Origin of the sequence: Pseudoalteromonas sp. NZS71_1, from assembly GCF_015864305.1 — a bacterium.
Classification (GTDB): Bacteria; Pseudomonadota; Gammaproteobacteria; order Enterobacterales; family Alteromonadaceae; genus Pseudoalteromonas; species Pseudoalteromonas arctica.
Genome location: NZ_JADYXM010000008.1, coordinates 162,878 through 186,786, shown reverse-complemented (window position 1 = coordinate 186,786; position 23,909 = coordinate 162,878). Strand labels below are relative to the sequence as shown.

Sequence of the window (23,909 nt, the reverse complement as noted above, 5' to 3'; positions counted from 1 at the left end):
GTCAACGTGCCACATAGCCAACTTTTAGAGCCGATTAATAACTTTTTATTGTGTACCACCCCAGAGCAATGGGTAGAGCAAGCAATTAAAAAAGAAAACTTATCAGTCATTTTAATAGATCACTTAATTTGTGAATTAAAAGCAGCTCAAAGTGCGATGTTTTTAATACGTAAATACGCGGTAGATAAAGAGGGTAGTGATGCATTACTCGAGTGGCTAAAGCCATTTGAAACGCTTATTTACAAACGAGAAGGGAATTGGCGCGATCTGGCTGCTAAAAATAAGCTCACTAAATCAATAATTCCTAAATCGAGTTCTCCATACGGGCAAGGTCTAATCGATAAAATGGTTTTGCTGATAAAAGAAGAGCTGCATCACTTTTATCAAGTGCTCGAAATTATGGACGAGTACGGTGTTGAGTATCAAAGTATTACACCATGTCGTTACGCAAAAGGCATGCTCCGTCATGTTAAAACGTTCGAGCCCGATGCATTAGTCGATAAGCTAATAGTAGGCGCTTATATTGAGGCGCGTTCGTGTGAGCGTTTTGCAAAGCTTGCACCGCATGTTGACAAACGTTTAGGTGATTTTTATATTTCGTTGTTACGTTCAGAAGCGCGTCATTACCAAGATTATTTAACTTTAGCGCAAGAAATTGCTGATTTTGATATTACCGATCGCGTAAACTTTTTTGGTGAAAAAGAAAAAGAGTTAATTTCGACAACCGATACTGATTTTAAATTTCACAGCGGTGTTCCCACTGTTTAAATACCCTCATTTTCTTTTAAAAAATTAATATATTCTGCTATTTTCTGATTGCTGAAATTATGTTTTTTCATAATTTTAGCAATGCGTCCATTTTTAGTTATTATATCAATTCCTCTATTAAATTTTTGTAAGTATTCTTTGGCTCTATAATTTGATTTAGAGACAACTAAATATAGTTTATGAGAAGCAAGGTCGGGCGATAAGTACTCAATATTATTATCATCTGAATCTTCGGTTTTAGTGTGTTCAAGCCAATAATTTCCAACCTCTTTAGTACCCGCGACTAAATCAATACGCCCTTGTTGTAGTAAATATAAGCTTGTAGGAAGGCTTTTAGTGGACGTTATTGCCAGCTCCCTATTTCTAGCAAACTCTTGGCTTACAAAGGCATTGTCTTCTGTGCCAATACTATAAGGTGTTAATGATTGAACTGTACCATCGAAATTAATAACACTCTCTTTTCGTTTGAAAACTCCTGAGTGAGCAACTGCAAGTGGACGAGAGTAGTAAAAAACTTCATTTCTTTTTAATGAATAAAAAGCACCTAAAATAGCGGTTTTTCTGTTTTTTTCTAATAGCTTTAGGGCGCGGTCCCAGGTCGTAAACTCGGCTTCGCTATTAATACCTTGCGTTTTAAGAGCTGATTCGGCTATTTCATATAGCCAGCCATTACTAGGTAGGTTTTCGCTAAAATAGGGAGGGTAGTTTTCTGTAACAATTTGCCATGTTTGCTTGCTAAATACTTGTGTAGGAATGGCAATTACTACGATGAAAATTAACAGCTTAATCATTCAACCTCTCACTATTATTCATATATATAGATAAATAATAGTCAGAATTTTAAATTATGCGAAAGGCGTGCTAATTAATTCTTGTGATTGAGGGGTAACGACTAAATAAGAGCCTTGGGTATACCAGTCACCTAGCACTGTGCGAGTAAGTGTTTGTTCATTAACTTTATACGTATGAACATTAGGGCGGTGAGTATGACCATGAATCATATTCGTAACGTTATGTTTGGCAAAGGTGGCAAGTACTGCCTCATCGACAACGTCTAAAATTTCGATAGGTTTATCAGCTTGGCTTAACTTACTTTTTTCGCGGGCATTACGCGCTATTTTTTTACGATACCAAAGCGGCATTGCAAGCATCAATTTTGGCCACCACCAACCACGGCTCTTTTTACGAAAGTTTTGATATTCAGTGTCTTGAGTGCACATTTCGTCGCCATGTAAAATAACGGTAGGCGTGCCATATAAATCAATGACTGTTTGTTCATCGAGTAATGTCATTGCGGCCATGTCGGCATATTGCTTGCGCATAATGAAATCACGATTGCCATGTATAAAATAAACAGGTGTGCCACCATCATTAACGGCGCTTAAATGTTTTGCTACATCGGCACTCAGTGCAGTAATGTAGTCATCTCCAACCCATACTTCAAAAAAATCACCCAAAATATAAAGTGCATCTACATCTTTATTTAATATATGTGTATTTAAAAAGTCAAAAAATGCAGCGCTAATGTCGGGGCGGTTTTCGCTTAGGTGTAAATCTGCAATAAAGTAAGTTTGGCGTGTCATAGGTCAGTCTATTCTAGTTTTAAAAAAACGGGCATATACTAATAGTATACACCCGCTTATATACTCACATAATATGAGTAAACGTTACTAGTTAACAGTAACGCTTTCGATGATCACATCTTCAAGAGGTACGTCTTGGTGAAAACCAGTACTACCTGTTGCAACTGCTTTAATCTTATTTACTACGTCCATGCCTTCTACTACTTCAGCAAAAACACAATAACCCCAACCTTGCGATGTTTCGCTGCTGTGGTTTAAAAAGTCGTTGTTGTTCACGTTAATGAAAAACTGTGCTGTAGCTGAATGAGGATCAGGTGTACGTGCCATAGCTAAAGTGCCTACTTTATTAGACAGGCCATTATTAGCTTCATTCTGAATTGGGTCGTTTACTTCTTTTTGTTCCATACCTGGAACAAAACCACCGCCTTGAACCATAAAACCATCGATTACGCGATGAAAGATAGTGCCGTTGAAAAAATCAGCATTTGCATACTCTAAAAAGTTTTTAACTGTGTTTGGAGCTTCTTGCTCAAACATTTTAATGGTGATGTCACCAAAATTAGTGTGTAGAACAACCATGTGTTTTCCTATATCCGGTTTAAATATTGGCGCTATTTTATCGTAGTTGGCTAAGATTAACAAAGTAGATGTTTGGTTTGTTATAAAGCGCTAGAGCAGGGGCTTTTCAAGTGGTAACATAACTGTTCAAGTAAATAGTCAAGGACTCAAAGTAAATGGTAAATATATACAACACACTCACGCGACAAAAAGAGCAATTTAAACCTATGGTCGAAGGAAAAATCGACATGTATGTGTGTGGTATCACCATTTATGATTACTGCCATATTGGACACGCTCGTACTTTTGTAGGTTTTGACGTAATTGTGCGCTACTTACGCCATATTGGTTACGATTTAAAATATGTACGTAACATTACAGATATCGACGATAAAATAATTAAACGTGCGAACGAAAATGGTGAGTCAATAAACGAATTAACTGTGCGCATGACTAAAGCGATGCATGAAGATTTTGATAGCCTAAATATGCTACGCCCAGATATTGAACCAACAGTTACAAGCCATATGGATGAAATTATCGTTATGGTTAAGCGCTTGATTGAAAAAGGCCATGCCTATGTCGCAGCCGACGGCGATGTTTTGTTTGATGTATCAACGTTTGAGCAATACGGTGCACTTTCTCAGCAAGATTTAACTATGTTGCAATCAGGCTCTCGCGTTGAAGTGGCGCAAGATAAAGACGATCCACTTGATTTTGTGTTATGGAAAAAAGCAAAAGCAGGTGAACCATCATGGTCATCACCGTGGGGTGAAGGGCGTCCGGGTTGGCATATTGAATGTTCGGCAATGAGCTCAAAGCACTTAGGTGAGCATTTTGATATTCACGGTGGGGGGTCTGATTTACAGTTTCCACATCATGAAAACGAAATTGCCCAATCGTGCTGTGCAAACAACGGCAAGTATGTAAATACATGGATACATACTGGCATGGTTCAAGTAAACAAAGAAAAAATGTCTAAGTCGTTAGATAACTTCTTTACAGTGCGTGAAGTTTTAAAAGCATACGATCCTGAATCTGTTCGTTACTTTTTAATTTCAGGTCATTACCGTAGCCAACTAAATTACTCACAAGAAAATTTAGACCAAGCGCGTTCATCACTTGAGCGCATTTATACAGCGCTTCGTGATGTCGAACCGGTAGAGTGCGATTTAGAAGGTAATGAGTTTGTTGCTAAATTTAGAAAAGCAATGAATGACGACTTTAATACACCAGAAGCACTACCTGTGTTGTTCGAACTTGCTAAAGAATTAAACCGCGTAAAAGAAAGTGACGCAGTTCAAGCTGGGCAACTTGCGTTTATATTACGCAGTATTGGTAACGTTTTAGGGGTTGCTCAACAAGCACCGGAAGCCTTTTTACAAGGCGGGCAAGATGACGACGAAGTTGCGACAATTGAAGCATTAATTGTAAAACGTAATGAAGCACGTACGAGTAAAAACTGGGCTGCTGCTGATGAAGCACGTGATGCGCTTAATGCGTTAGGTGTAATACTTGAAGATTCAGCCGGTAAAACAACGTGGCGTAAAGCGTAAGCGTTTAAAGTAATACACGTTAAACAAAAAAAGGGTTGCCAAATGGCAACCCTTTTTAATTTTTTAACAGCTTAGCTGTGATATTTCTCACACGCTTCAAGTGTGTTTTCAATTAAGCTCGCGACCGTCATCGGGCCAACGCCACCTGGTACAGGTGTAATGAAATGCGCTTTTTGTTCAGCCACACTGTATTGAACATCACCGACTAATTTACCCGTGTCTAAACGGTTAATGCCTACATCGATGACTATAGCGCCTTCTTTTATCCAATCTCCAGGTATAAATTCAGGTTTACCTACAGCCACAACTAATAAGTCAGCGCGGCGAACATGCGTTTCTAAGTCTTGAGTAAACTTATGGCATACTGTGGTAGTACAACCCGCTAATAAAAGCTCTAACGACATTGGACGACCAACAATATTTGACGCGCCAACGACAACTGCATGCATCCCTTTATAACGTACACCCGTTGAATCAAGTAATGTAATAATACCTTTAGGGGTACATGGGCGAAGGGCAGGCATACGCTGTGCTAATCGACCAATGTTATATGGATGAAATCCATCAACATCTTTATGTGGGGTAATGCGTTCTAAAATCTTTTCAGCATCAAGACCTTTTGGCAGTGGTAACTGCACTAAAATTCCATCAACTTCGGCATCATTATTTAGCTCGTCAATTAAATCTAAAAGAGTTTGCTCTTGCGTGTCTGCTGGTAAATCAAATGATTTGGAGATAAAACCTACTTCTTCACAGGCTTTACGTTTTGAACCAACATAAACTTGGCTTGCTGGATCAAGTCCAACAAGTACTACTGCAAGTCCTGGTGCACGTAAACCATTTGCTACACGTTCACTTACGCGTTCTGCTACAGCGCTACGTACTTGTTTTGCGATTGCCTTACCATCAATGATGTTTGCCGTCATGGGTGACCTTTAATTGGGGTTAATTAACTAGATACCGATACTCTAAAAACGAATGCATAATAAAATAGGGGTAAAAATGCTAATAAAGAAAACATACTCTTTATTTAACTCGTTTTATAATGTGTCTACTATTTTCGCAGAAAAGCATAGCAGCGCCAAGTTGCTTTTAATGTATATAACATTTGAGTTATTAAATAGTTTAAATTTCAGCCTACTATTGTAATATTTAACCATTGTGCACTAAAAATGAGCACTTGATTGGTTTTATTAAAAAAACGTTTGACCTAACCCCGTCAAATCACTATTATGCACCCCGTTGTCAACGAGGTCACTCGCTAACAATAATAAGTTTCGGCGATTAGCGCAGTTTGGTAGCGCACTTGGTTTGGGTCCAAGGGGTCGCAGGTTCAAATCCTGCATCGCCGACCATTTTTATAATTTATTATAATCGAATAGCTTATTGGTAAACTATGAAGTTTTCGATGCGCCCATAGCTCAGCTGGATAGAGCAACGCCCTTCTAAGGCGTGGGTCGAAGGTTCGAATCCTTCTGGGTGCACCATTTGAAAACATGTAAATATAGCGGTGATTGTAGCTCAGTTGGTAGAGCCCCGGATTGTGATTCCGGTTGTCGTGGGTNGTGATTGTAGCTCAGTTGGTAGAGCCCCGGATTGTGATTCCGGTTGTCGTGGGTTCGAGCCCCATCAGTCACCCCATTTACAACGAATATCGGCGATTAGCGCAGTTTGGTAGCGCACTTGGTTTGGGTCCAAGGGGTCGCAGGTTCAAATCCTGCATCGCCGACCATTTTCTTAAAATGGTCTTAAACTCTCAGTTTAAGTGTTCAGTATGAAAAAAGAAGTTAACTCTTCAATGTCGGCGATTAGCGCAGTTTGGTAGCGCACTTGGTTTGGGTCCAAGGGGTCGCAGGTTCAAATCCTGCATCGCCGACCATTTTCTTATCTAATAAGAATAATAAGTAAATTCCTCTAAGTTATAAATCTAAATCTGTTAGCCTATAATTCTATTAAATAATTTCTACTTTAATCCATTCAATGCCTAGTTAGCCTGTTTTTTATTCAGTTAGTCTCTATAGTCCCTTATCTAGTCCAAATAATTGCCCCCTATACTCGACTATCATAAATATTAGGTTATAATGCCGCGTCTATTGTTTAACATAGTGCCCGAAGGGCAAAGCAGCAATGGTATCTCATGGTAGCGACGGATGCTTTTAAGTGTGAAAAACCGCTTAAACTTTATCAAGACTCATGCAGATCACTTTGTTTGTAAAGGAAGGCGAACAGTCGCCAAAATTGAATATTGAGGTAAATCATGCAAGTTTCTGTTGAGACGACCCAAGGCCTTGAGCGCCGTATAACTATCACCGTTCCTTCAGAGAACGTTGAGACCGAAGTAAAAAAACGCCTACAACAACTGTCAAAAACACAGCGTATAGATGGTTTCCGTGCTGGTAAAGTTCCAGTATCTGTAATTAACAAGCGTTTTGGCCCTGCAGTTCGTCAAGAAGTTGCTGGCGAAGTAATGCAACGTAATTACATTGAAGCAATCGTTTCTGAAAAAATCAATCCAGCTGGCGCGCCTACATTCGCACCTAAATCACTTGAAGCAGGTAAAGATTTAGAATTCTCAGCAACGTTTGAAGTTTACCCTGAAGTTGAAGTTCAAGGTTTAGATAAAATTACTGTTGAGAAACCAGCGGTAACAGTGACTGACGAAGATTTAGCTAACATGCTAGAAACACTTCGTAAGCAACACGCAGCTTGGGCTGATGTTGATGCAGCTGCTGGCGAAAACGACCGTGTAACAGTTGATTTCGTAGGTACTATCGACGGTGAAGTATTTGAAGGCGGCAAAGCTGAAGACTTCCCATTAGAACTTGGCCAAGGTCGTATGATCCCAGGTTTTGAAGATAACATCGTAGGTAAAAAAGCAGGCGAAGAAGTAGTTGCTGATGTAACTTTCCCTGATGATTACCACGCTGAAAACTTAAAAGGTAAAGCGGCTCAATTCACTATCACAGTGAAAAAAGTTGAAGCGCAAGAATTACCAGAATTAAGCGAAGAGTTTGCAACTAAATTCGGTGTTACCGAAGGCGGCGTAGACGCGCTTAAAGAAGAAGTTAAAAAGAACATGACACGTGAGCTAGACCAAGCGGTTAAAGCAAGCGTTAAAGACCAAGCAATCAAAGGTCTTTTAGCTAACAACGAAATCGAAGTGCCTAAAGCACTTGTTGATCAAGAAGTTGATGCTCTACGTCAGCAAGCAGCTCAACGTTTTGGCGGCGACGCTCAAAACATGCCAGAGCTTCCAGCTGAATTGTTCCACGAGCAAGCTGTAACGCGTGTTAAAACTGGCCTTTTATTAGGTGAAGTGATTAAAGCTAACGAGATTAAAGTTGATGACGCTAAAGTTGAAGCATTAATCGCAACGGTAGCTTCTGCATACGAAGATCCAACTGAAGTAGTAGAATACTACAAAGGTAATGATCAACTTATGCAGCAAATGCGTAATGTAGCAATGGAAGAGCAAGCTGTTGAAGCTATTTTAGCTAAAGCAGTTGTTACTGATGTTGAAAAAGCATTTGATGACATCATGAATCCACAGCAAGGTGCTTAATAAGTCATTGACTTAAGCTCTCGCTAACGATTAAATGGCTCGTGCTACTCTGTTTATACAGCGTGCCCGGGCCATTTTAGTTTTTGGCTCTAAATTTGCGAAAAACGATAACTATGCTTCCTTATAATAAGGATAAGTATAAGCGCATAAGGAATTAAATAAGTATGAATACTGGTATTACAGATCCCCTAAATGCATTGGTCCCAATGGTTGTTGAACAAACACCGAAAGGCGAGCGCTCGTATGATATTTATTCGAGATTATTAAAAGAGCGTATTATCTTTTTAACAGGTCAAGTTGAAGACAACATGGCAAATCTGATTTTAGCGCAAATGCTATTTTTAGAATCAGAAAATCCTGATAAAGATATCTTTTTATACATCAACTCACCAGGTGGTTCAGTAACTGCGGGTATGGCTATTTACGACACAATGAACTTCATCAAACCAGATGTAAGTACAATATGTGTAGGTCAAGCTGCAAGCATGGGTGCTTTTTTACTTACTGCTGGCGCTAAAGGTAAGCGTTTTTGCCTACCAAACTCACGTGTGATGATTCACCAACCATTAGGTGGTTTCCAAGGTCAAGCATCTGACTTTGAAATACATGCTAAAGAAATTCTGTCTATTAAAGATAAGCTTAACCGCTTAATGGCTGAGCATACAGGCCAACCATTAGATATTATCTCTAAAGACACAGATCGTGATAACTTTATGAGTGCCACGCAAGCTGTAGATTACGGCTTGGTAGACTCTGTGTTTACAAATCGCGACAAAAAGTAAGCGCTTGGCGAGCAGGATTGCCTGTTTGCCACTTTGAGTTACTATGCGAAAACCAATAAATTTTGGTATAGTTAAAGCGTATTGAAATAGCCGCCAACAGTTTTGGTGGCCAACGTAATAAAATGAGGTAGCTGAATGTCTGACACTCCTACAGACGGCGACAAAAGTAATAAATTGTTATACTGCTCTTTTTGTGGCAAAAGCCAACATGAAGTGCGTAAATTAATTGCAGGCCCTTCAGTATACGTTTGTGATGAATGTGTAGAGTTGTGTAACGATATTATCAGGGAAGAGATCAAAGACATTGCTCCTAAGCATGATACGTCTGACAAACTACCTGTACCAAAAGAAATTCGTAAACACTTAGACGATTATGTTATTGGTCAAGATCATGCTAAAAAAGTATTGTCTGTTGCCGTTTATAACCATTATAAACGCCTACGTAACCAATCGACTAAGCAAGACATTGAATTAAGTAAAAGTAATATTTTGCTTATCGGCCCAACAGGTAGTGGTAAAACATTACTTGCAGAAACATTAGCGCGTCTACTTGATGTGCCGTTTACTATGGCCGATGCCACTACATTAACCGAAGCAGGTTATGTAGGTGAAGATGTTGAAAACATCATTCAAAAGCTTTTACAAAAATGCGATTACGATGTTGAAAAAGCGCAACGTGGAATTGTTTACATTGATGAAATTGACAAAATTTCTCGTAAATCAGATAACCCGTCAATTACACGTGATGTATCGGGTGAGGGCGTTCAACAGGCGCTACTTAAACTGATTGAAGGCACCGTTGCTTCTGTTCCACCGCAAGGTGGTCGTAAACATCCACAACAAGAGTTTTTACAAGTAGATACATCTAAAATCTTGTTTATTTGTGGTGGTGCATTTTCAGGCCTAGATAAAGTAATTGAGCAACGTAGCCATAAAAATACCGGTATCGGTTTTGGCGTTAGCGTAAAAGAATCTGCGGCGAGTCGTTCTTTAAGTGAAACTTTTAAAGACGTAGAACCAGAAGATTTAGTTAAATACGGCTTAATTCCTGAGTTTATAGGTCGTTTGCCAGTAGTTGCTACGTTAACAGAACTTGACGAAGCTGCTCTTGTGCAAATATTGAGTGAACCTAAAAACGCGATTACTAAACAGTTCTCAGTATTGTTTGGTATGGAAGACGTTGAACTTGAGTTTCGCGATGATGCCTTAGCTGCAATTGCCCACAAAGCAATGGAGCGTAAAACAGGTGCACGTGGTCTTCGTTCAATCGTTGAAGGTGTGTTACTTAATACTATGTACGAACTTCCTTCAATGGATGACGTAAGCAAAGTGGTTATTGATGAAACCGTTATTAAAGGTGAGTCAGACCCAATCTTGATTTATGAAAATAATAAACAAGATAAAGCTGCATCAGAATAGTTTTTAAGCTATTTGAATGAAAAAAGGAGCCTTAGGCTCCTTTTTTTATAATTAATTTAATCGAGTATGGGAAAATTGTTGAACTTTAATTAGGTTATCCCCATATACTTGAGTAATCTTTAAAATAAATGAAGTGCGAAGAGAAACTATAATGACGCTTGAGAGAACCGACCGAGTCGAAATCCCAGTCCTTGCACTGCGCGATGTTGTGGTATACCCGCACATGGTGATCCCGCTTTTTGTTGGCCGTGAAAAATCAATAAAATGCCTAGAAGCGGCAATGGACAAAGACAAACAAATTTTCTTGGTTGCACAAAAAGATGCAACTGTAGATGAACCAGAGCAAGATGATATTTATCGTATCGGTACTATTGCCACTGTACTTCAGTTATTAAAATTACCAGACGGTACAGTTAAAGTTTTAGTTGAAGGTACACAGCGCGCACAAATTGAAGAATTTGTAGATAACGATGACTTTTTTGTTGCTAATGCTCAATTTATTGAATCTGATTCGGTAGATGAGAAAGAACAAGATATTTTTATTCGTAGCGCAATTAGCCAGTTTGAAGGCTATGTAAAGCTAAACAAAAAAATTCCACCTGAAGTACTAACTTCAGTTTCAGGTATTGATGAGCCTGCACGACTTGCCGATACAATGGCAGCCCATATGCCGCTTAAAGTACCTGAAAAGCAAAAAGTGCTCGAAATTTCAAGCGTTACAGAACGTCTTGAATATTTAATGGCATTAATGGAAGGCGAAATAGACTTACTGCAAGTTGAGAAAAAAATTCGTACCCGTGTTAAAAAACAGATGGAAAAATCTCAGCGCGAGTATTACCTCAATGAGCAAATGAAAGCTATCCAAAAAGAACTGGGTGAGCTTGACGATGTACCTGACGAATTTGAAGCACTTAAAAAACGCATCGAAGAATCGGGTATGCCAGCAGAGGCACAAGACAAAGCGACGACAGAGCTTAATAAGCTTAAGATGATGTCGCCAATGTCTGCAGAAGCGACTGTAGTGCGTTCATACATTGACACATTAATTAATGTGCCATGGAAAAAACGCTCTAAAGTGAAAAAAGACTTAGCGGGCGCGCAAAAAATTCTTGATAGCGATCACCACGGCTTAGATAAAGTAAAAGAACGCATTATTGAGTACCTCGCGGTACAACAGCGTACTAATAAGCTTAAAGGGCCAATTTTATGTTTAGTTGGGCCTCCAGGTGTTGGTAAAACATCACTTGGTCAATCTATTGCACGTTCAACTGGTCGTAAGTATGTTCGTATGGCGCTTGGCGGCGTACGTGATGAAGCTGAGATCCGTGGTCATCGTCGTACATACATTGGTTCAATGCCAGGTAAGCTAATTCAAAACATGACAAAAGTGGGCGTTAAAAATCCATTATTTTTGTTAGATGAAATCGATAAAATGTCATCAGACATGCGTGGCGACCCAGCATCAGCACTATTAGAAGTGCTTGATCCTGAGCAAAACAGCCACTTTGCCGATCATTACCTTGAAGTAGATTACGATTTATCTGATGTTATGTTTGTAGCAACATCAAACAGCTTTAACATTCCTGGCCCATTATTGGACCGTATGGAAGTTATTCGTTTATCGGGTTACACCGAAGATGAAAAGCTAAACATTGCAAAAGAGCACTTAATTACTAAACAAGTAAAACGTAACGGCTTAAAAGAGTCTGAAATAGTTATCGAAGATAGTGCAATTATTGGCATTATTCGTTACTACACACGTGAAGCGGGCGTACGTAACCTAGAGCGCGAAATTTCAAAACTATGCCGTAAAGCAGTTAAAAATATCTTACTTGAAAAAGACACTAAAACAGTGACTATCAATCAAGATAACCTAGAAGACTTTTTAGGTGTGCAACGCTTTGATTATGGTAAAGCTGAAGATGGCGACCGTATTGGTCAAGTTACAGGTTTAGCATGGACAGAAGTTGGCGGTGATTTGCTAACAATCGAATGTGCGGCTGTACCAGGTAAAGGTAAACTTACTTATACCGGTTCACTGGGCGATGTGATGCAAGAGTCGATTCAAGCGGCAATGACGGTAGTACGTAATCGCGCAGATACATTTCGTATTAATAGCGACTTTTACGAAAAACGTGATATTCACGTTCACGTACCAGAGGGCGCAACACCGAAAGATGGTCCTAGTGCGGGCGCAGCAATGGTAACAGGTCTTGTATCTAGCTTAACGGGTAACCCTGTACGAGCAGATGTTGCAATGACCGGTGAAATTACGCTACGTGGTGAAGTACTTCCTATTGGTGGCTTAAAAGAGAAATTATTGGCGGCGCATCGTGGTGGAATTAAAACAGTAATCATTCCAAAAATTAACGAACGTGACTTAAAAGAGATTCCAGAGAACGTGCTGGCAGGTCTTGATATTCACCCTGTTACTTGGATTGACGAGGTGTTAAAGCTTGCTTTAGTGCATCCTGTTGAGAGTTTTTCGGTCGAAACACCTAAAAACCAAGAAAAAAGCTAAAAAAAGTGCTTTTTAGGGCTTTTCAAATCTAAACGGTATGATAAGTTAAGCACTGGTTTTCAAGCCTAGCCCTTATGGGGCGTAGGCTTAAGAAAAATATAATCATGTGAGCATTAAAAGTTTGCTCTACAATTTTCAAAAAAGTGATGTTAGTTTAAAAAACCATCGCTCTTGATAATAACAATGAAAGAGGATGATATTGTGAATAAATCTCAATTAATCGATCAAATTGCAGCTGATGCTGACATTTCTAAAGCGGCTGCAGGTCGTGCACTAGATTCATTCATCGAATCTGTATCTGGCGCGCTAAAAGAAGGCGACTCAGTTGCACTTGTTGGTTTTGGTACTTTCTCAGTACGTGACCGTGCTGCACGTTCAGGCCGTAACCCGCAAACTGGTGAAACAATCCAAATTGCTGCTGCAACTATTCCAGCTTTTAAAGCCGGTAAAGCGCTTAAAGACGCAGTAAACTAATCACTGTTTTAAACACATTAGTTATGGCGAGTGTAAAGTTACTGATTCACCACAACAGATGAATTAAGTAACTTTACCGCCAGTTACTTCAAGTGAAAAAGCGTATCTGGTAAGATACGCTTTTTTTACATGTGACAAGGTAAAATACCTTGATCAAAAAGAGATAAACAAATGCTTGAGAAAATCAGAGAAGGTTCGCAAGGACCTGTAGCCAAAATAATTTTAGGCGCGGTGATTTTATCTTTTGCCTTAGCAGGGATCGGTAGTTACTTAGGTCAAACCACAGAACAACCCGTTGCTGAAGTAAATGGAATTAAAATTAGTCAAACCGATTTTAACCGTGCTTACCAAAATGAACGTAGCCGTTTAGAGCAACAATTTGGTGAATATTTTACACAAATTGCCGCTGATCCAAATTACATGGCGCAAATTCGCCAAGGTGTAGTTGACCGCTTAGTACAACAAGAATTGCAATCACAGCTAGCGGCTGATTTAGGCCTTCGCGTAAGCGACGAAAGTGTACGTAAAACAATTTTAGAACTACCGTACTTTCAAATTGGTGAAAAGTTTAATAACGATCGTTACTTACAAGTAATTCGTCAAATGAACTTTCAACCAGATGCTTTTCGTGAATACTTACGTAAAGATATGACACGTAGTCAGGTAGTATCTGCTGTTGCAGGTACAGACTTTGCCCTAGAGAGCGAGCTTAAAAGCGCAATTGCTCTGCAGCAGCAAACTCGTAGTATTGACTACTTAGTCATTAATAAAGAAGCGCTTGCCGCGGACGTAGAAGTATCAGAGCAAGAAGTGTCTGATTACTACGAGCTAAACGCATCACAATTTTTATCTCCAGAGCTTATTTCAGTAAGTTATATTGAGCTTAAAGCAGCAGATATTAATGTTGAATCGGTAACCGAGGATGACGTTAAAGCGTATTACGAGCAAAACAAAGCGCAGTACGTTGAGCCAGAAAAGCGTCGCGTATCACATATCTTAATTGATAACAGTGAAGACGATGATGCAGCAAAAGAAAAAGCCAATGCACTTCATGCACAACTAGAGCAAGGTGCAGACTTTGCTGAGTTAGCAGAATCATCATCTGACGATATCGTTAGTGGCGAAATGGGCGGCGACCTTGAATGGATTGAACGTGACGTAATGGACCCTGCATTTGAAGATGCGACTTTCGCACTGCAAAACAAAGGTGACATTTCTGAGGTTGTTGCTTCTGAGTTTGGTTATCACATAATTAAACTTACAGACATTCAACCACAACAAGTTAAAGCGTATGACGATGTTAAAGCTGACTTACGTGCTGAATTAGAACAAGCTGAAAAAGTAGATGCGTTTTACGAAAAGCAAACAGAAATGGGCGCACTTGCATTTGAAATTTCAGACCGCTTAGACGACGCTGCAGAAGTTGCTGAAGTGGAAGTTAAATCTACACCTCTTTTAGCACTTAATGCTCTACCAGAGCCTTTAAACAGCCCTGCAGTTGTAACAGCACTAACATCAGTTGATTTACTTGAAGATAAAGTAAACTCTGAAGTGATTGAGCTTGGTGAGGAGCATGCAATTATTGTTCGTATTAACGAGCATAAACCTGCTGCTACTAAACCGCTGGATGAAGTAAGCGAGCAAATTAAAGCGCGTTTAGTTAATGAAAAATCATCTGAGCTTGCTAAAGAAAAAGCGCGTAGCTTATTTGCAGAAGTACAAGCAGGTAAGAGCTTAAACGATGTAGCAAACGAGCAAAGCTTGACGGTTCGTCAAGAAGCGCAGTTAACACGTCAAAGCTACACTGTTTCACCTGCTATTGTGACTCAAGCATTTAAAATGGCTCACCCAGCAGATTCTGCGGTAGTTGAGCTTGTTAATTTAAATAATGGTGATGCAGCAATTGTTGCGCTTAAGTCGGTAACAGATGCACAAGTTGCAGCTAATATTGACCCTCAAGCAAAACAAAGCATTACTATGGCGCAAGCTAATAAAAACTACATGGTATTTATTGAAGCGCTTAAAGCCAATGCTGAACTTAACTTACCAACGGCTACACAAACTGTTGAATAATTAATTTTAGCTCATAAAGAAAGGCGCTTTTAAAGCGCCTTTTTTATTGTCTTAAATAAAGTTGGTATATTACCAATTCGCTTAATTAAGTATTATTGCAGGTTGGTATTAATTACCTCTGGCAATAAACTCAATTCGATTGCCGCTAGGCTCTCTTATCATCATATGTTGGGTTGGGCCGTTACCTAAGTTTTCTGGTGCAAACTCTATAATAATATTATTTTGCATTTTTAAGTGTGTATGTAGCTCGCTTAACTTTTTGATACTTTCTACACTGAGTGCTAGATGGTGTAAGCCCACATTTTCTGCCCGATTAAACTCCACACGTTTTTCATCATTTTTTACGCGCCATAATGTAATGGTTATTTTATTGTTTGATAAAAAATAAGCGGGGTAGGTTGGATCACTTCCTAGCGTTTTAAAACCAAGTACATCAGTAAAAAACACTTTAGATGAGTCTAAATTAGAAACTGTTAAACCGAGGTGATCAACGCCGCCTACCCAGCTTTTAACTTCTTGTGATGTATTTGAAATAGCTGAAGCAGATAGTAGCAGTAGGGGAGAAAGACTAAGTAGTAACGTTTTTTTAAGCATAAGATTTCTTGTTAATTAAATGTAGTTAACAACAAGACCCACCTAAATGCGGTTACCTTACAAAAAAGGTATAAATTTATAAGCTGCTTTTAGCAGCTCAGTAATCGCTGCGTTACTTTTGATTGGGGGTTTTGGAAAACGTCTTCAGTAGGGCCGTATTCAACTACTTCGCCTTTATCGAGTACAACCACAAAATCACTGATGTGGCGCACTAGGCTTAAATGGTGGGTGATCATTACATATGTTAGGCCTGTGTCGCGCTGCAGCTTAAGTAATAAATTCACTATTTGAGCGCGTATAGAAGGGTCTAAAGACGAAACGGCTTCATCAAGCACAATCACCTTAGGATCTAAAATTAATGCACGAGAAAATGCAACACGCTGTAGTTGCCCCACACTAAACATATGCGGGTAGTAGTGTTTATGATCGATTAACAAACCCACCTTTGAAAGCGTTGCATCGATCTTTTCAGTGCGTTCACTAGCATCAAGCTCAGTATTATATTGCAGGCAATCATCAAGCATTTCGCCAATGGTCAACCCCGGGTTGAGCGATGCAGCTGAATCTTGAAAAATCATACGAATATCCCGGCATTGATTATCGCGTACGCCATTATCTTCGATAATATTATTCTCGAGCAAAATTTGCCCGCTATCAGCAGTATCAGCTCCTGAAAGTAGTTTTGCTAATGTACTTTTACCTGCACCTGTTTCACCAATTATGGCAATACTTTCGCCTTTACCGACACAAAACGAAATATTTTTAAGTACTTCAAACTTTTTACGTGAAAAAAGCCCTGCTCGCACATTGAATGTTTTTGATAGTGCTTGTACTTTTAGTAGCGGCTGCATTATTTCATGTCCTTAATTAACGGAAAATGGCACGCATAACTATGACCATGATGCTTAGTAAGGGTAGGTGTTACCACGCAGGCTTTTTGTGCTTGCGGACAACGCGGCCCGAGGCGGCAGCCAATAGGCAAGTGTTGCAGGGTAGGGATAGTCCCTTTAAGTGCATAAAAAGGTTCTTTATGGGCTAAACCTTGTTCGTAGTCAGGCAAGCTTTTTAGTAATGCTTGCGTGTATGGATGGCGAGGCTGTTTGAATATTTCATGGGTTGGGCCTGCTTCAACCATTTGCCCGCAATATAAAACATGAATGCCATGCGACCAATGTGCAATCTCTTCAAGTTCATGAGAGATCATCAAAATAGACATATTTTTAAGTTGGTTTAAGCTTTTTAGTAATCTAAATACTTGTGCGCGAGTTGTGCTCTCAAGCGCTGTAGTTGGCTCATCTGCTATCAATAGCTTTGGAGTGCGGGCAATGGCCATTGCAATCATTACTTTTTGACATACGCCTTCTGAGAGCTCATGAGGGTAACTACTTAGTACTGCTTCGTGGTTTTTAATGCCCACTTTATGAATAAGCGCTTTTACTCTGTCTTTTCTCTCGCGGTTGCGCTTTAAAAAGAAACCTTTAGTTGCGATCTCTGGCAATGTTTCGGCAATTTGGTCAAATATTTTAGCGGTTGGGTCAAGGCAGCGACTTGGATCTTGATAGATCATCGCTATATCTTGGCTTACTATTTTACGGCGTTTCTCTGGACTTAAACGCATTAAGTCTACACCGCGCCAATGAATACGGTCGGCAGTAATATCCCAGCGTTCGTTCAATACACCAATAATCGCTTTTGCTATTAGGCTTTTACCAGAGCCAGACTCGCCCACAAGCGCATGTACTTCGCCTTCTTTTAAGCTAAAACTCACTCTGTCTACGGCTCTAATTACAGTTTCAGAGGTACGTAGTTCAATTGTTAAGTTACGAACATCGAGTAATTGCATTTAATCAGCCTTACGTGCTTTTAGCACTTGTCGCAGGCCATCGCCTACTAAATTAGTAGATAACACGGCTAAAAATAACAGTATACCAGGTAGCGCTACAGTCCACGGTGCTAAATAAATGAGGCCTAGGTTTTCGGCTAATATTGCGCCCCATTCGGTCGTCGGTGGCTGAGCCCCTAATTTTAAAAATCCCAGTGCTGAAATATCTAATATAGCGGTAGAAAGCGCCATCGTGAATATAACCACAATATGCTCATAAATATTAGGAAAAATACCACGCGATATAATATGCCAATTAGACGCACCATCTAGTCTAAACGCAGTAATGTAATCTTTACTTAATTCATCAACAATCAGGTTACGCACTGAGTGAATAAACTGCGGCAGTAATGCTAAAATAATTGCCCATACGGTATTCATTAAACCCGGGCCGAGTATGGCGATTATTATTATTGCCAGTAACAAAGAAGGAATAGAAAGCGTTATATCAAGCAAGTGATTTAAAAAGCTTGAACGCAGCCCTTTACTAATCCCTGCAAAAGTACCCACTAACACACCAAAAATAGTCGTGATTAGGGCGGCTACAACAGAGAGGCCAAACGTATACGTAGCACCATTCATTAAGCGCGAGAGTACATCACGGCCTAAATCATCGGTACCTAAAAGAAAGCGTACATCGCCCATTTCTCGCCACGATGGCGGAATAAGCAGTGCATCAGTGTGTTGTTGGTTTACACCATACGGGGCTAAAAAAGGAGCGGTGGCGGCTAATAGTGCAAACGCCATAAATATCCATAAACCAACCAAAGCAGGGTGGTTATTTTTAAACTTTCGCCAAAATCGCGCCAGTGGCGATTTATTCGACTCTTCAGAAAATAAATTAAACTTTGCCATGGGCCTGATTCCGCGAGAGTGGATCGAATAAAGTGTAAGTAAGCTCAGCTGTAATAGAAGCTAAAATAACAAATAAAGACACTGCCATTAACCCGCCTTGAATTGCAGGGAAGTCACGCTGATAAATACTATCGATTAACCATCGGCCAATACCCGGCCACGAAAAAATAACTTCGGTAATCATCGCAAGCGTTATTAGCGTACTAAATTGCAAACCAATTTGCTTAATTACCGGCAGTAATGCATTGCGCAGTGCATGGTGCATGATAAGTTGGCGGCGGTTAAGGCCTTTTGCCCTAGCTGTTTTAATAAAGTTTTGATCCATAACCTTAAGCATAGACTCGCGAGTAAAGCGCACTAATACAGTGGTTGGATACATAGCCAGTACAATAGTCGGAAGTGTTAAATGGCGCAGCGCATCAACAAAGGCCATTCCTTTATATGGAAAGCCAGCCAGTGCAATATCAATTAAAATAAATCCAGTACTGGCGGGTATTTCGTAAAGGAGCCCCATTCTGCCCGACATAGGAAACCAGCCAAGCTTTAATGAAAAAACCATTATTAATAACAATGCGAGCCAAAATACAGGCATTGAATAACCCACCATAGTGGTAGAGTTTATAAGCTTGTCGGGCCAACGTTTATGATACCCAGAGCCTAAAATGCCAGTCGGTACACCAATAATAACCGATACAATTAATGCGTATACGCTTAGCTCTAAAGTAGCCGGTAGCAAATCAACAATATGGCTAAACACACTATTACCAGAGGCAAATGAAAGCCCCCAATCACCCTGAAATATTCGCCCTAAAAAGGCAATGTATTGCATAAAGTAATTGCTGTTATATAAATATTTGTCTTCAAGCTCACTATGCTGTGCAAAGTTACTACTTGGTATGCCGCTTAAATTACTTAGCGGATCACCGGGAAATAAATACGCCAGTGAAAACGTAAATACGCTGAGCATCAGTATCATAAAAAAGAACAAACCTAGGCGACGTAAAATATAATCTAAGATCATTATTTTTTCCTCGCATTGGCAAGCGAAATAGCGCCAAATGGGCCAAGTGTTATGCCTTCCACGTCGGCGCTACTCGCTTGAAAGCGCAGGCCATGAGCAATCGGTAATAACGGCAGCTCTTGAATAATTAAGCTTTGTGCGTCTTCGTAGTATTTTTTACGTTTGTTTAAATCAGTAGTGTCTAGTGCTTGAGTAAGCAATAAGTCAAATTGGGGATTACACCAGTTTGCTGGGTTTTTACCACTAAAAGTAGCGGTACAACTCAGCAGTGGGCTAAAAAAGTTATCAGGATCGGGTGTATCTGCGGCCCAACCAAGTAATACACTGTCGTGCCTATGCTCGCCAATACGTTGAATAAACGTGTTCCACTCATATTCTACAATGCTTACATTAACGCCCACTTTGCGTAAATCACTTTGCATAAGCTCAGCCATTTTTCGCGCGTTAGGGTTATAAATACGACTCACAGGCATAGCCCATATCGTCATATCAAAGCCATCAGGTAAGCCTGCTTCAATTAGTAACTTTTTAGCAAGTTCTGGATCAAACGTAGGTATATCTTCTTGTGGCTCAAACGCCCAAGAGGTTGGCGGCAAAATAGATTGTGCGCGAGTACCGTTACCGTAATAAACCGCCTGCATTATTTTATCTACATCTATTGCATGAGCAAGTGCTTGGCGTACACGCAAGTCGTCAAACGGGGCACGTTCTGTATTAAACGCCCAATAACCTATGTTTAAGTTCGTTTCTTTTTCAACGTTTATATCATCACGTTGCGCTAAAATACTCAATTGCGCACTACTTGGATGAGCCGTTACATCGCACTCTTTAGTCAGCATTTTTGCTATACGCGTAGTGCCGTTAGGGGTTATGTCGTAAACCAATTGTTCAAGTGCAACGTCGTGCTTCCAATAAAGTGGGTTACGGTAAAAGCGTACAAGGTGATCTCGGCGGTATTCTTTATAAATATACGGACCAGTGCCAATAGGATACTGATCAAATAAGTTTTCTTCGTTTTTTTTCTTAAGTTCCATGGCGTATTCTTCTGAAAGCACCACGGCAAAGTCGGTGGCCATATTAGCTAAAAAGCTGCTTTCAGGATTAAACAATTCAAAACGCACTTGGTAGTCAGACACACGCACAATTTTACGAATGAGTTGATCAATCCCCACACTTTGAAAATACGGATAATTGGCATCGCCCACAAAGTGATATGGATTGTATACATCGAATAATCGGCTAAAGGTGAATATAACGTCGTCGGCGTTAAAATCCCGCGATGGGGTAAAATAAGAAGTTGTATGAAACTTTACATCTTTACGCAGGGTAAAGGTAACCGATTTACCATCTTTACTAATTCTCCAATCGGTCGCCAGCTCACTTTGAAACTCTGCCGTAACAGGGTCAATGCTAATTAAACGGTCGTATAATTGGTTAGCAATTATATCAATAGTTGAACCGGTGGTCGTGACTTGCGGATTAAACGACACAGGGTTAGCTTCAGCGCAATAAACTAAGCCTTGGTTTTTTTCTTCTATGATTTCTTCTTTGCTATCAAGGCAACCAACTAAAGTGGTGGCAAGCAAAACAAGTAATAATTTATGCACCCGCATAACCTCTGACTATTGTTGATCCAACAAGTTGTATTTTTTAAGATAACCACGTAATTGATGATACGTTAAACCAAGTACTTCTGCAGTTTTCTTTTGATTAAATTGGCTATGTTCGAGTGCTTTATTAATCATGTTTATTTCAAAGTCGTTTGAACGCTCTTTTAAGCTGCACGGAAATTGAATATCAACGGCAGAATCATTGCTTGTTTGAGTAATCGGCGGCGCAACAACAATAGGCTCTGCATTAACAGTTTGAGCTGCTATAGGTGCTTTAATACGCGCTTTTGGTCTAAATGGGCTATCGAATGGGTCTAAAATAATCTGGTGAACGGGAATATGTTCACTACCGTGGCGATACAAACTGCGTTCAACCACATTTTTAAGTTCACGAATATTACCTGGCCAATCATAACTAAGCAGTGTTTCTGTTGCGCTTCGGGTAAAACCGCTAAACAGTTCCCACTCTAAATCGCGCGCCATATTCATCGCAAACTGCTCAGCAAGAAGCATAATATCGTCTTGGCGTTCGCGCAGTGGTGGTAGGGTAATTACATCAAAGGCAAGGCGATCGAGTAAATCACTTCTAAATTCACCTTGCTCGGCCAAATAAGGAAGATCTTCGTTTGTCGCACACACTAAGCGGGTATCTACTTTTACAGTTTGTTTGCCGCCAACACGTTCAAACTCACCGTATTCTATAACGCGCAGCAGTTTTTCTTGTACCATAGCTGAGGTATTAGCTAATTCGTCTAAAAACAGTGTGCCGCTGTTAGCGCGTTCAAAACGACCTTCGTGACGTTTACTTGCCCCCGTAAAAGCACCGCTTTCGTGGCCAAATAACTCACTTTCGAGTAGGTTTTCGTTAAGCGCTGCACAGTTAAGCTTTACATAGTTTTGATCCCAGCGTTTTGATAAAAAGTGTAAGCGTGCTGCTATTAGCTCTTTACCTGTGCCGCGTTCACCAATAATAAGTACCGGTTTATCTAAATTAGCCAGTTGCGATACCTGATCTAATACAGACAGAAAGCTATCTGATTGGCCGAGTAAATTATCCTGTTGGCGATATTGGCTCATATTTCCTAACTCTTGGTCATTTTTACTAACAGTTAGTGTATTTCATAAGTAGGGATAACTAAAGAAATTTGTATATTTAGTTTAACGTAATGAAAATAAAGTGTATTTTAACTTTTAAAAAGTTGGCAAGCATATTGATACTAGTTATAGCAGACTAACTAAGTTTTAATTACAGAGGTAAATGTTATGGGAATTTTTTCACGTTTTGCAGATATTGTTAATTCTAATATCAACGCCATTTTAGATAAAGCAGAAGACCCAGAAAAAATGGTTCGTCTGATTATTCAAGAAATGGAAGACACGCTTGTTGAAGTACGTTCTACATCAGCTAAAACATTGGCTGAGAAAAAAGAAATTGTACGCCGCTTAGATACGCTTAAGGCACAGGTAAGCGATTGGCAAGATAAAGCCGAACTGGCTTTAAGTAAAGACCGCGACGATTTAGCGCGCTCAGCCCTGCTTGAAAAGCAAAAGTCGGCAGATGCCGTTGCTTCAGTCGCTAGTGAACTTGAACATGTAGAGTCTCATATTGAGAAACTACAGCAAGAAGTAACGACACTACAAGAAAAGCTAGCAGATGCGAAATCTCGTCAAAAAGCAATTATACTTCGCCAACGTTCGGCTGAGTCGCGTCTTGAAGTGAAAAAGACACTTGATAGTTCAAAAGTAGAAGACGCACTTAACCGCTTTGAACGTTACGAAACCAAAATTGATGGACTAGAATCTCAAATTGAGTCTTACGATTTAGGTAAAAAGACGTTAGCGGACGAAATTGCTAATCTACAAAAAAATGAAAAGATAGATGATGAGCTAGCCGAACTTAAAAAGAAGCTAGCTGATAAATAATTTATAAAGGGGCACTTAAAGTGCCCCACTGCTTAAAAACATCAAAACGGATTGTCAGGAGAGGATTATGTTTGATTCAGACGTAATAATTGTACCATTTGTTATATTTATGATTTTTGTTGCACCGCTGTGGTTAATTTTACATTACCGTAGCAAAAAACAAGTAAGCCAAGGTTTAAGTGAACACGAACATCGCCAGTTACTTGAGCTTGCACATAAAGCCGAAAAAATGGCAGACAGGGTTGAAACACTTGAAGCATTACTTGATCAAGAGTCACCACAATGGAGACGCAAAGTATGAGTGCCAAACGCGAATTATTAAGAGACCCACAACGCGGTAAAATAGCCGGAGTATGTGCGGGATTAAGTGACTACTTTAATATGGAGTTATGGTTAGTTCGCATTATATTTGTTAGTGCGGTACTGCTAACGGGTGGCCCATTATTTGTGGTAGCGTATATTGCAGCCTGGTTCATTTTAGATAAAAAAGAGCCCGCAACAGTGCAAACTAAAAGCTCAACTAAAACTGACGATCCGCTAGAAGTAAAATTTAAAGTATGGCAAAAGGGCGAGCCACCGCGCCGCGCATTGCAAGATTTAAAAGAGCGTTTAACGCGTGTAGATACTCGCCTTCAAGATATGGAGCGCCATGTAACTTCAAGCGAGTTTACGGTGAGCCGTGAAATTAACAAACTTTAAAGGATTTAATAGCACCTTATTTGCAGCGT

22 protein-coding genes and 5 tRNA genes are annotated in these 23,909 nt (G+C 39.9%); 16 read left to right on the top strand and 11 right to left on the bottom strand.

Features of this window, described 5'->3' with window-relative positions; genetic code table 11:
- Positions 1–6: 6 nt before the first annotated feature.
- A complete protein-coding gene (gene miaE / locus I6F43_RS13350) occupies positions 7–768 on the top strand; it encodes a tRNA isopentenyl-2-thiomethyl-A-37 hydroxylase MiaE (protein ID WP_010553847.1) in 762 nt (253 codons plus the stop codon).
- Here miaE and I6F43_RS13345 read toward each other — a convergent pair.
- The 3 genes from I6F43_RS13345 to I6F43_RS13335 form a co-directional block, all read right to left on the bottom strand.
- Positions 765–1,559, bottom strand: coding sequence for a transporter substrate-binding domain-containing protein (locus I6F43_RS13345; RefSeq protein ID WP_197102734.1), 795 nt, complete (start codon positions 1,557–1,559; stop codon positions 765–767). The genes miaE and I6F43_RS13345 overlap by 4 nt on opposite strands.
- Before the next feature lie 54 nt (positions 1,560–1,613).
- Complete coding sequence (locus I6F43_RS13340) at positions 1,614–2,351, bottom strand: UDP-2,3-diacylglucosamine diphosphatase (protein WP_007580929.1); 738 nt, start codon at positions 2,349–2,351, stop codon at positions 1,614–1,616.
- A gap of 87 nt (positions 2,352–2,438) precedes the next feature.
- Positions 2,439–2,930, bottom strand: a complete 492-nt coding sequence (locus I6F43_RS13335) for a peptidylprolyl isomerase (protein WP_007580931.1) — start codon at positions 2,928–2,930, stop codon at positions 2,439–2,441.
- Between the two features lie 155 nt (positions 2,931–3,085).
- Between I6F43_RS13335 and cysS the strand changes: the two genes are divergently transcribed.
- A complete protein-coding gene (gene cysS, locus I6F43_RS13330) occupies positions 3,086–4,465 on the top strand; it encodes a cysteine--tRNA ligase (protein ID WP_197102733.1) in 1,380 nt (459 codons plus the stop codon).
- Between the two features lie 71 nt (positions 4,466–4,536).
- On the opposite strand, the gene folD is transcribed toward cysS, so the two are convergent.
- Positions 4,537–5,391 (bottom strand): bifunctional methylenetetrahydrofolate dehydrogenase/methenyltetrahydrofolate cyclohydrolase FolD, encoded by an 855-nt coding sequence (gene folD / locus I6F43_RS13325; RefSeq protein WP_002958348.1) that lies wholly within the window; start codon positions 5,389–5,391, stop codon positions 4,537–4,539.
- 352 nt (positions 5,392–5,743) lie between these two features.
- On the opposite strand from folD, the gene I6F43_RS13320 reads away from it, so the two are divergent.
- The 11 genes from I6F43_RS13320 to I6F43_RS13270 all read left to right on the top strand — a co-directional run bounded on the left by I6F43_RS13320 (position 5,744) and on the right by I6F43_RS13270 (position 15,296).
- Positions 5,744–5,820 (top strand) — tRNA-Pro (locus I6F43_RS13320).
- A gap of 55 nt (positions 5,821–5,875) precedes the next feature.
- Positions 5,876–5,952: transfer RNA gene (locus tag I6F43_RS13315), tRNA-Arg, on the top strand.
- Positions 5,953–6,030: 78 nt separating this feature from the next.
- Positions 6,031–6,106 (top strand) — tRNA-His (locus I6F43_RS13310).
- 14 nt (positions 6,107–6,120) lie between these two features.
- A tRNA-Pro gene (locus I6F43_RS13305) sits at positions 6,121–6,197 on the top strand.
- Positions 6,198–6,267: 70 nt separating this feature from the next.
- Positions 6,268–6,344 (top strand) — tRNA-Pro (locus I6F43_RS13300).
- Between the two features lie 378 nt (positions 6,345–6,722).
- Entirely contained in the window at positions 6,723–8,027 is a 1,305-nt protein-coding gene (gene tig / locus I6F43_RS13295; protein WP_007580935.1) for a trigger factor, read from the top strand.
- A gap of 164 nt (positions 8,028–8,191) precedes the next feature.
- Complete coding sequence (clpP, locus tag I6F43_RS13290; RefSeq protein ID WP_007580937.1) at positions 8,192–8,809, top strand: ATP-dependent Clp endopeptidase proteolytic subunit ClpP; 618 nt, start codon at positions 8,192–8,194, stop codon at positions 8,807–8,809.
- Positions 8,810–8,944: 135 nt separating this feature from the next.
- Entirely contained in the window at positions 8,945–10,228 is a 1,284-nt protein-coding gene (gene clpX / locus I6F43_RS13285; protein ID WP_197102732.1) for an ATP-dependent protease ATP-binding subunit ClpX, read from the top strand.
- Positions 10,229–10,379: 151 nt separating this feature from the next.
- Positions 10,380–12,749, top strand: coding sequence for an endopeptidase La (lon, locus tag I6F43_RS13280; protein WP_024592760.1), 2,370 nt, complete (start codon positions 10,380–10,382; stop codon positions 12,747–12,749).
- A 183-nt stretch (positions 12,750–12,932) separates the two neighbouring features.
- The gene (locus I6F43_RS13275) at positions 12,933–13,223 is read left to right on the top strand and encodes an HU family DNA-binding protein (protein ID WP_157823336.1); all 291 of its coding nucleotides are present in this window, start codon (positions 12,933–12,935) and stop codon (positions 13,221–13,223) included.
- Positions 13,224–13,394: 171 nt separating this feature from the next.
- Complete coding sequence (locus I6F43_RS13270) at positions 13,395–15,296, top strand: SurA N-terminal domain-containing protein (protein ID WP_197102731.1); 1,902 nt, start codon at positions 13,395–13,397, stop codon at positions 15,294–15,296.
- A gap of 108 nt (positions 15,297–15,404) precedes the next feature.
- On the opposite strand, the gene I6F43_RS13265 is transcribed toward I6F43_RS13270, so the two are convergent.
- From I6F43_RS13265 to pspF, 7 genes are all read right to left on the bottom strand, one after another.
- A complete protein-coding gene (locus I6F43_RS13265) occupies positions 15,405–15,890 on the bottom strand; it encodes a VOC family protein (RefSeq protein ID WP_165721610.1) in 486 nt (161 codons plus the stop codon).
- A gap of 89 nt (positions 15,891–15,979) precedes the next feature.
- Positions 15,980–16,741 carry an ATP-binding cassette domain-containing protein gene (locus I6F43_RS13260; RefSeq protein ID WP_165721611.1) on the bottom strand — a complete coding sequence of 254 codons (762 nt, stop codon included), beginning with the start codon at positions 16,739–16,741 and terminating at the stop codon, positions 15,980–15,982.
- Positions 16,741–17,733, bottom strand: coding sequence for a peptide ABC transporter ATP-binding protein (locus tag I6F43_RS13255; RefSeq protein WP_007580952.1), 993 nt, complete (start codon positions 17,731–17,733; stop codon positions 16,741–16,743). The genes I6F43_RS13260 and I6F43_RS13255 overlap by 1 nt, the downstream gene beginning before the upstream one ends.
- Positions 17,734–18,627 carry an ABC transporter permease subunit gene (locus I6F43_RS13250; RefSeq protein WP_007580954.1) on the bottom strand — a complete coding sequence of 298 codons (894 nt, stop codon included), beginning with the start codon at positions 18,625–18,627 and terminating at the stop codon, positions 17,734–17,736.
- Positions 18,614–19,648: an ABC transporter permease gene (locus I6F43_RS13245; protein WP_101217618.1), complete on the bottom strand. Its 1,035-nt coding sequence runs from the start codon at positions 19,646–19,648 to the stop codon at positions 18,614–18,616. The genes I6F43_RS13250 and I6F43_RS13245 overlap by 14 nt, the downstream gene beginning before the upstream one ends.
- Positions 19,648–21,255, bottom strand: a complete 1,608-nt coding sequence (locus tag I6F43_RS13240; protein ID WP_165721612.1) for an ABC transporter substrate-binding protein — start codon at positions 21,253–21,255, stop codon at positions 19,648–19,650. Before I6F43_RS13240 ends, I6F43_RS13245 begins: the two co-directional genes overlap by 1 nt.
- A 15-nt stretch (positions 21,256–21,270) precedes the next feature.
- A complete protein-coding gene (pspF, locus tag I6F43_RS13235; RefSeq protein ID WP_010553754.1) occupies positions 21,271–22,335 on the bottom strand; it encodes a phage shock protein operon transcriptional activator in 1,065 nt (354 codons plus the stop codon).
- 186 nt (positions 22,336–22,521) lie between these two features.
- Here pspF and pspA point away from each other — a divergent pair, with 186 nt between their 5' ends.
- From pspA to pspC, 3 genes are all read left to right on the top strand, one after another.
- Positions 22,522–23,181 carry a phage shock protein PspA gene (pspA, locus tag I6F43_RS13230; RefSeq protein WP_002958333.1) on the top strand — a complete coding sequence of 220 codons (660 nt, stop codon included), beginning with the start codon at positions 22,522–22,524 and terminating at the stop codon, positions 23,179–23,181.
- Between the two features lie 67 nt (positions 23,182–23,248).
- Positions 23,249–23,482 (top strand): envelope stress response membrane protein PspB, encoded by a 234-nt coding sequence (pspB, locus tag I6F43_RS13225; protein WP_002958332.1) that lies wholly within the window; start codon positions 23,249–23,251, stop codon positions 23,480–23,482.
- Positions 23,479–23,880: an envelope stress response membrane protein PspC gene (pspC, locus tag I6F43_RS13220; RefSeq protein WP_007580963.1), complete on the top strand. Its 402-nt coding sequence runs from the start codon at positions 23,479–23,481 to the stop codon at positions 23,878–23,880. Before pspB ends, pspC begins: the two co-directional genes overlap by 4 nt.
- Positions 23,881–23,909: the final 29 nt, after the last annotated feature.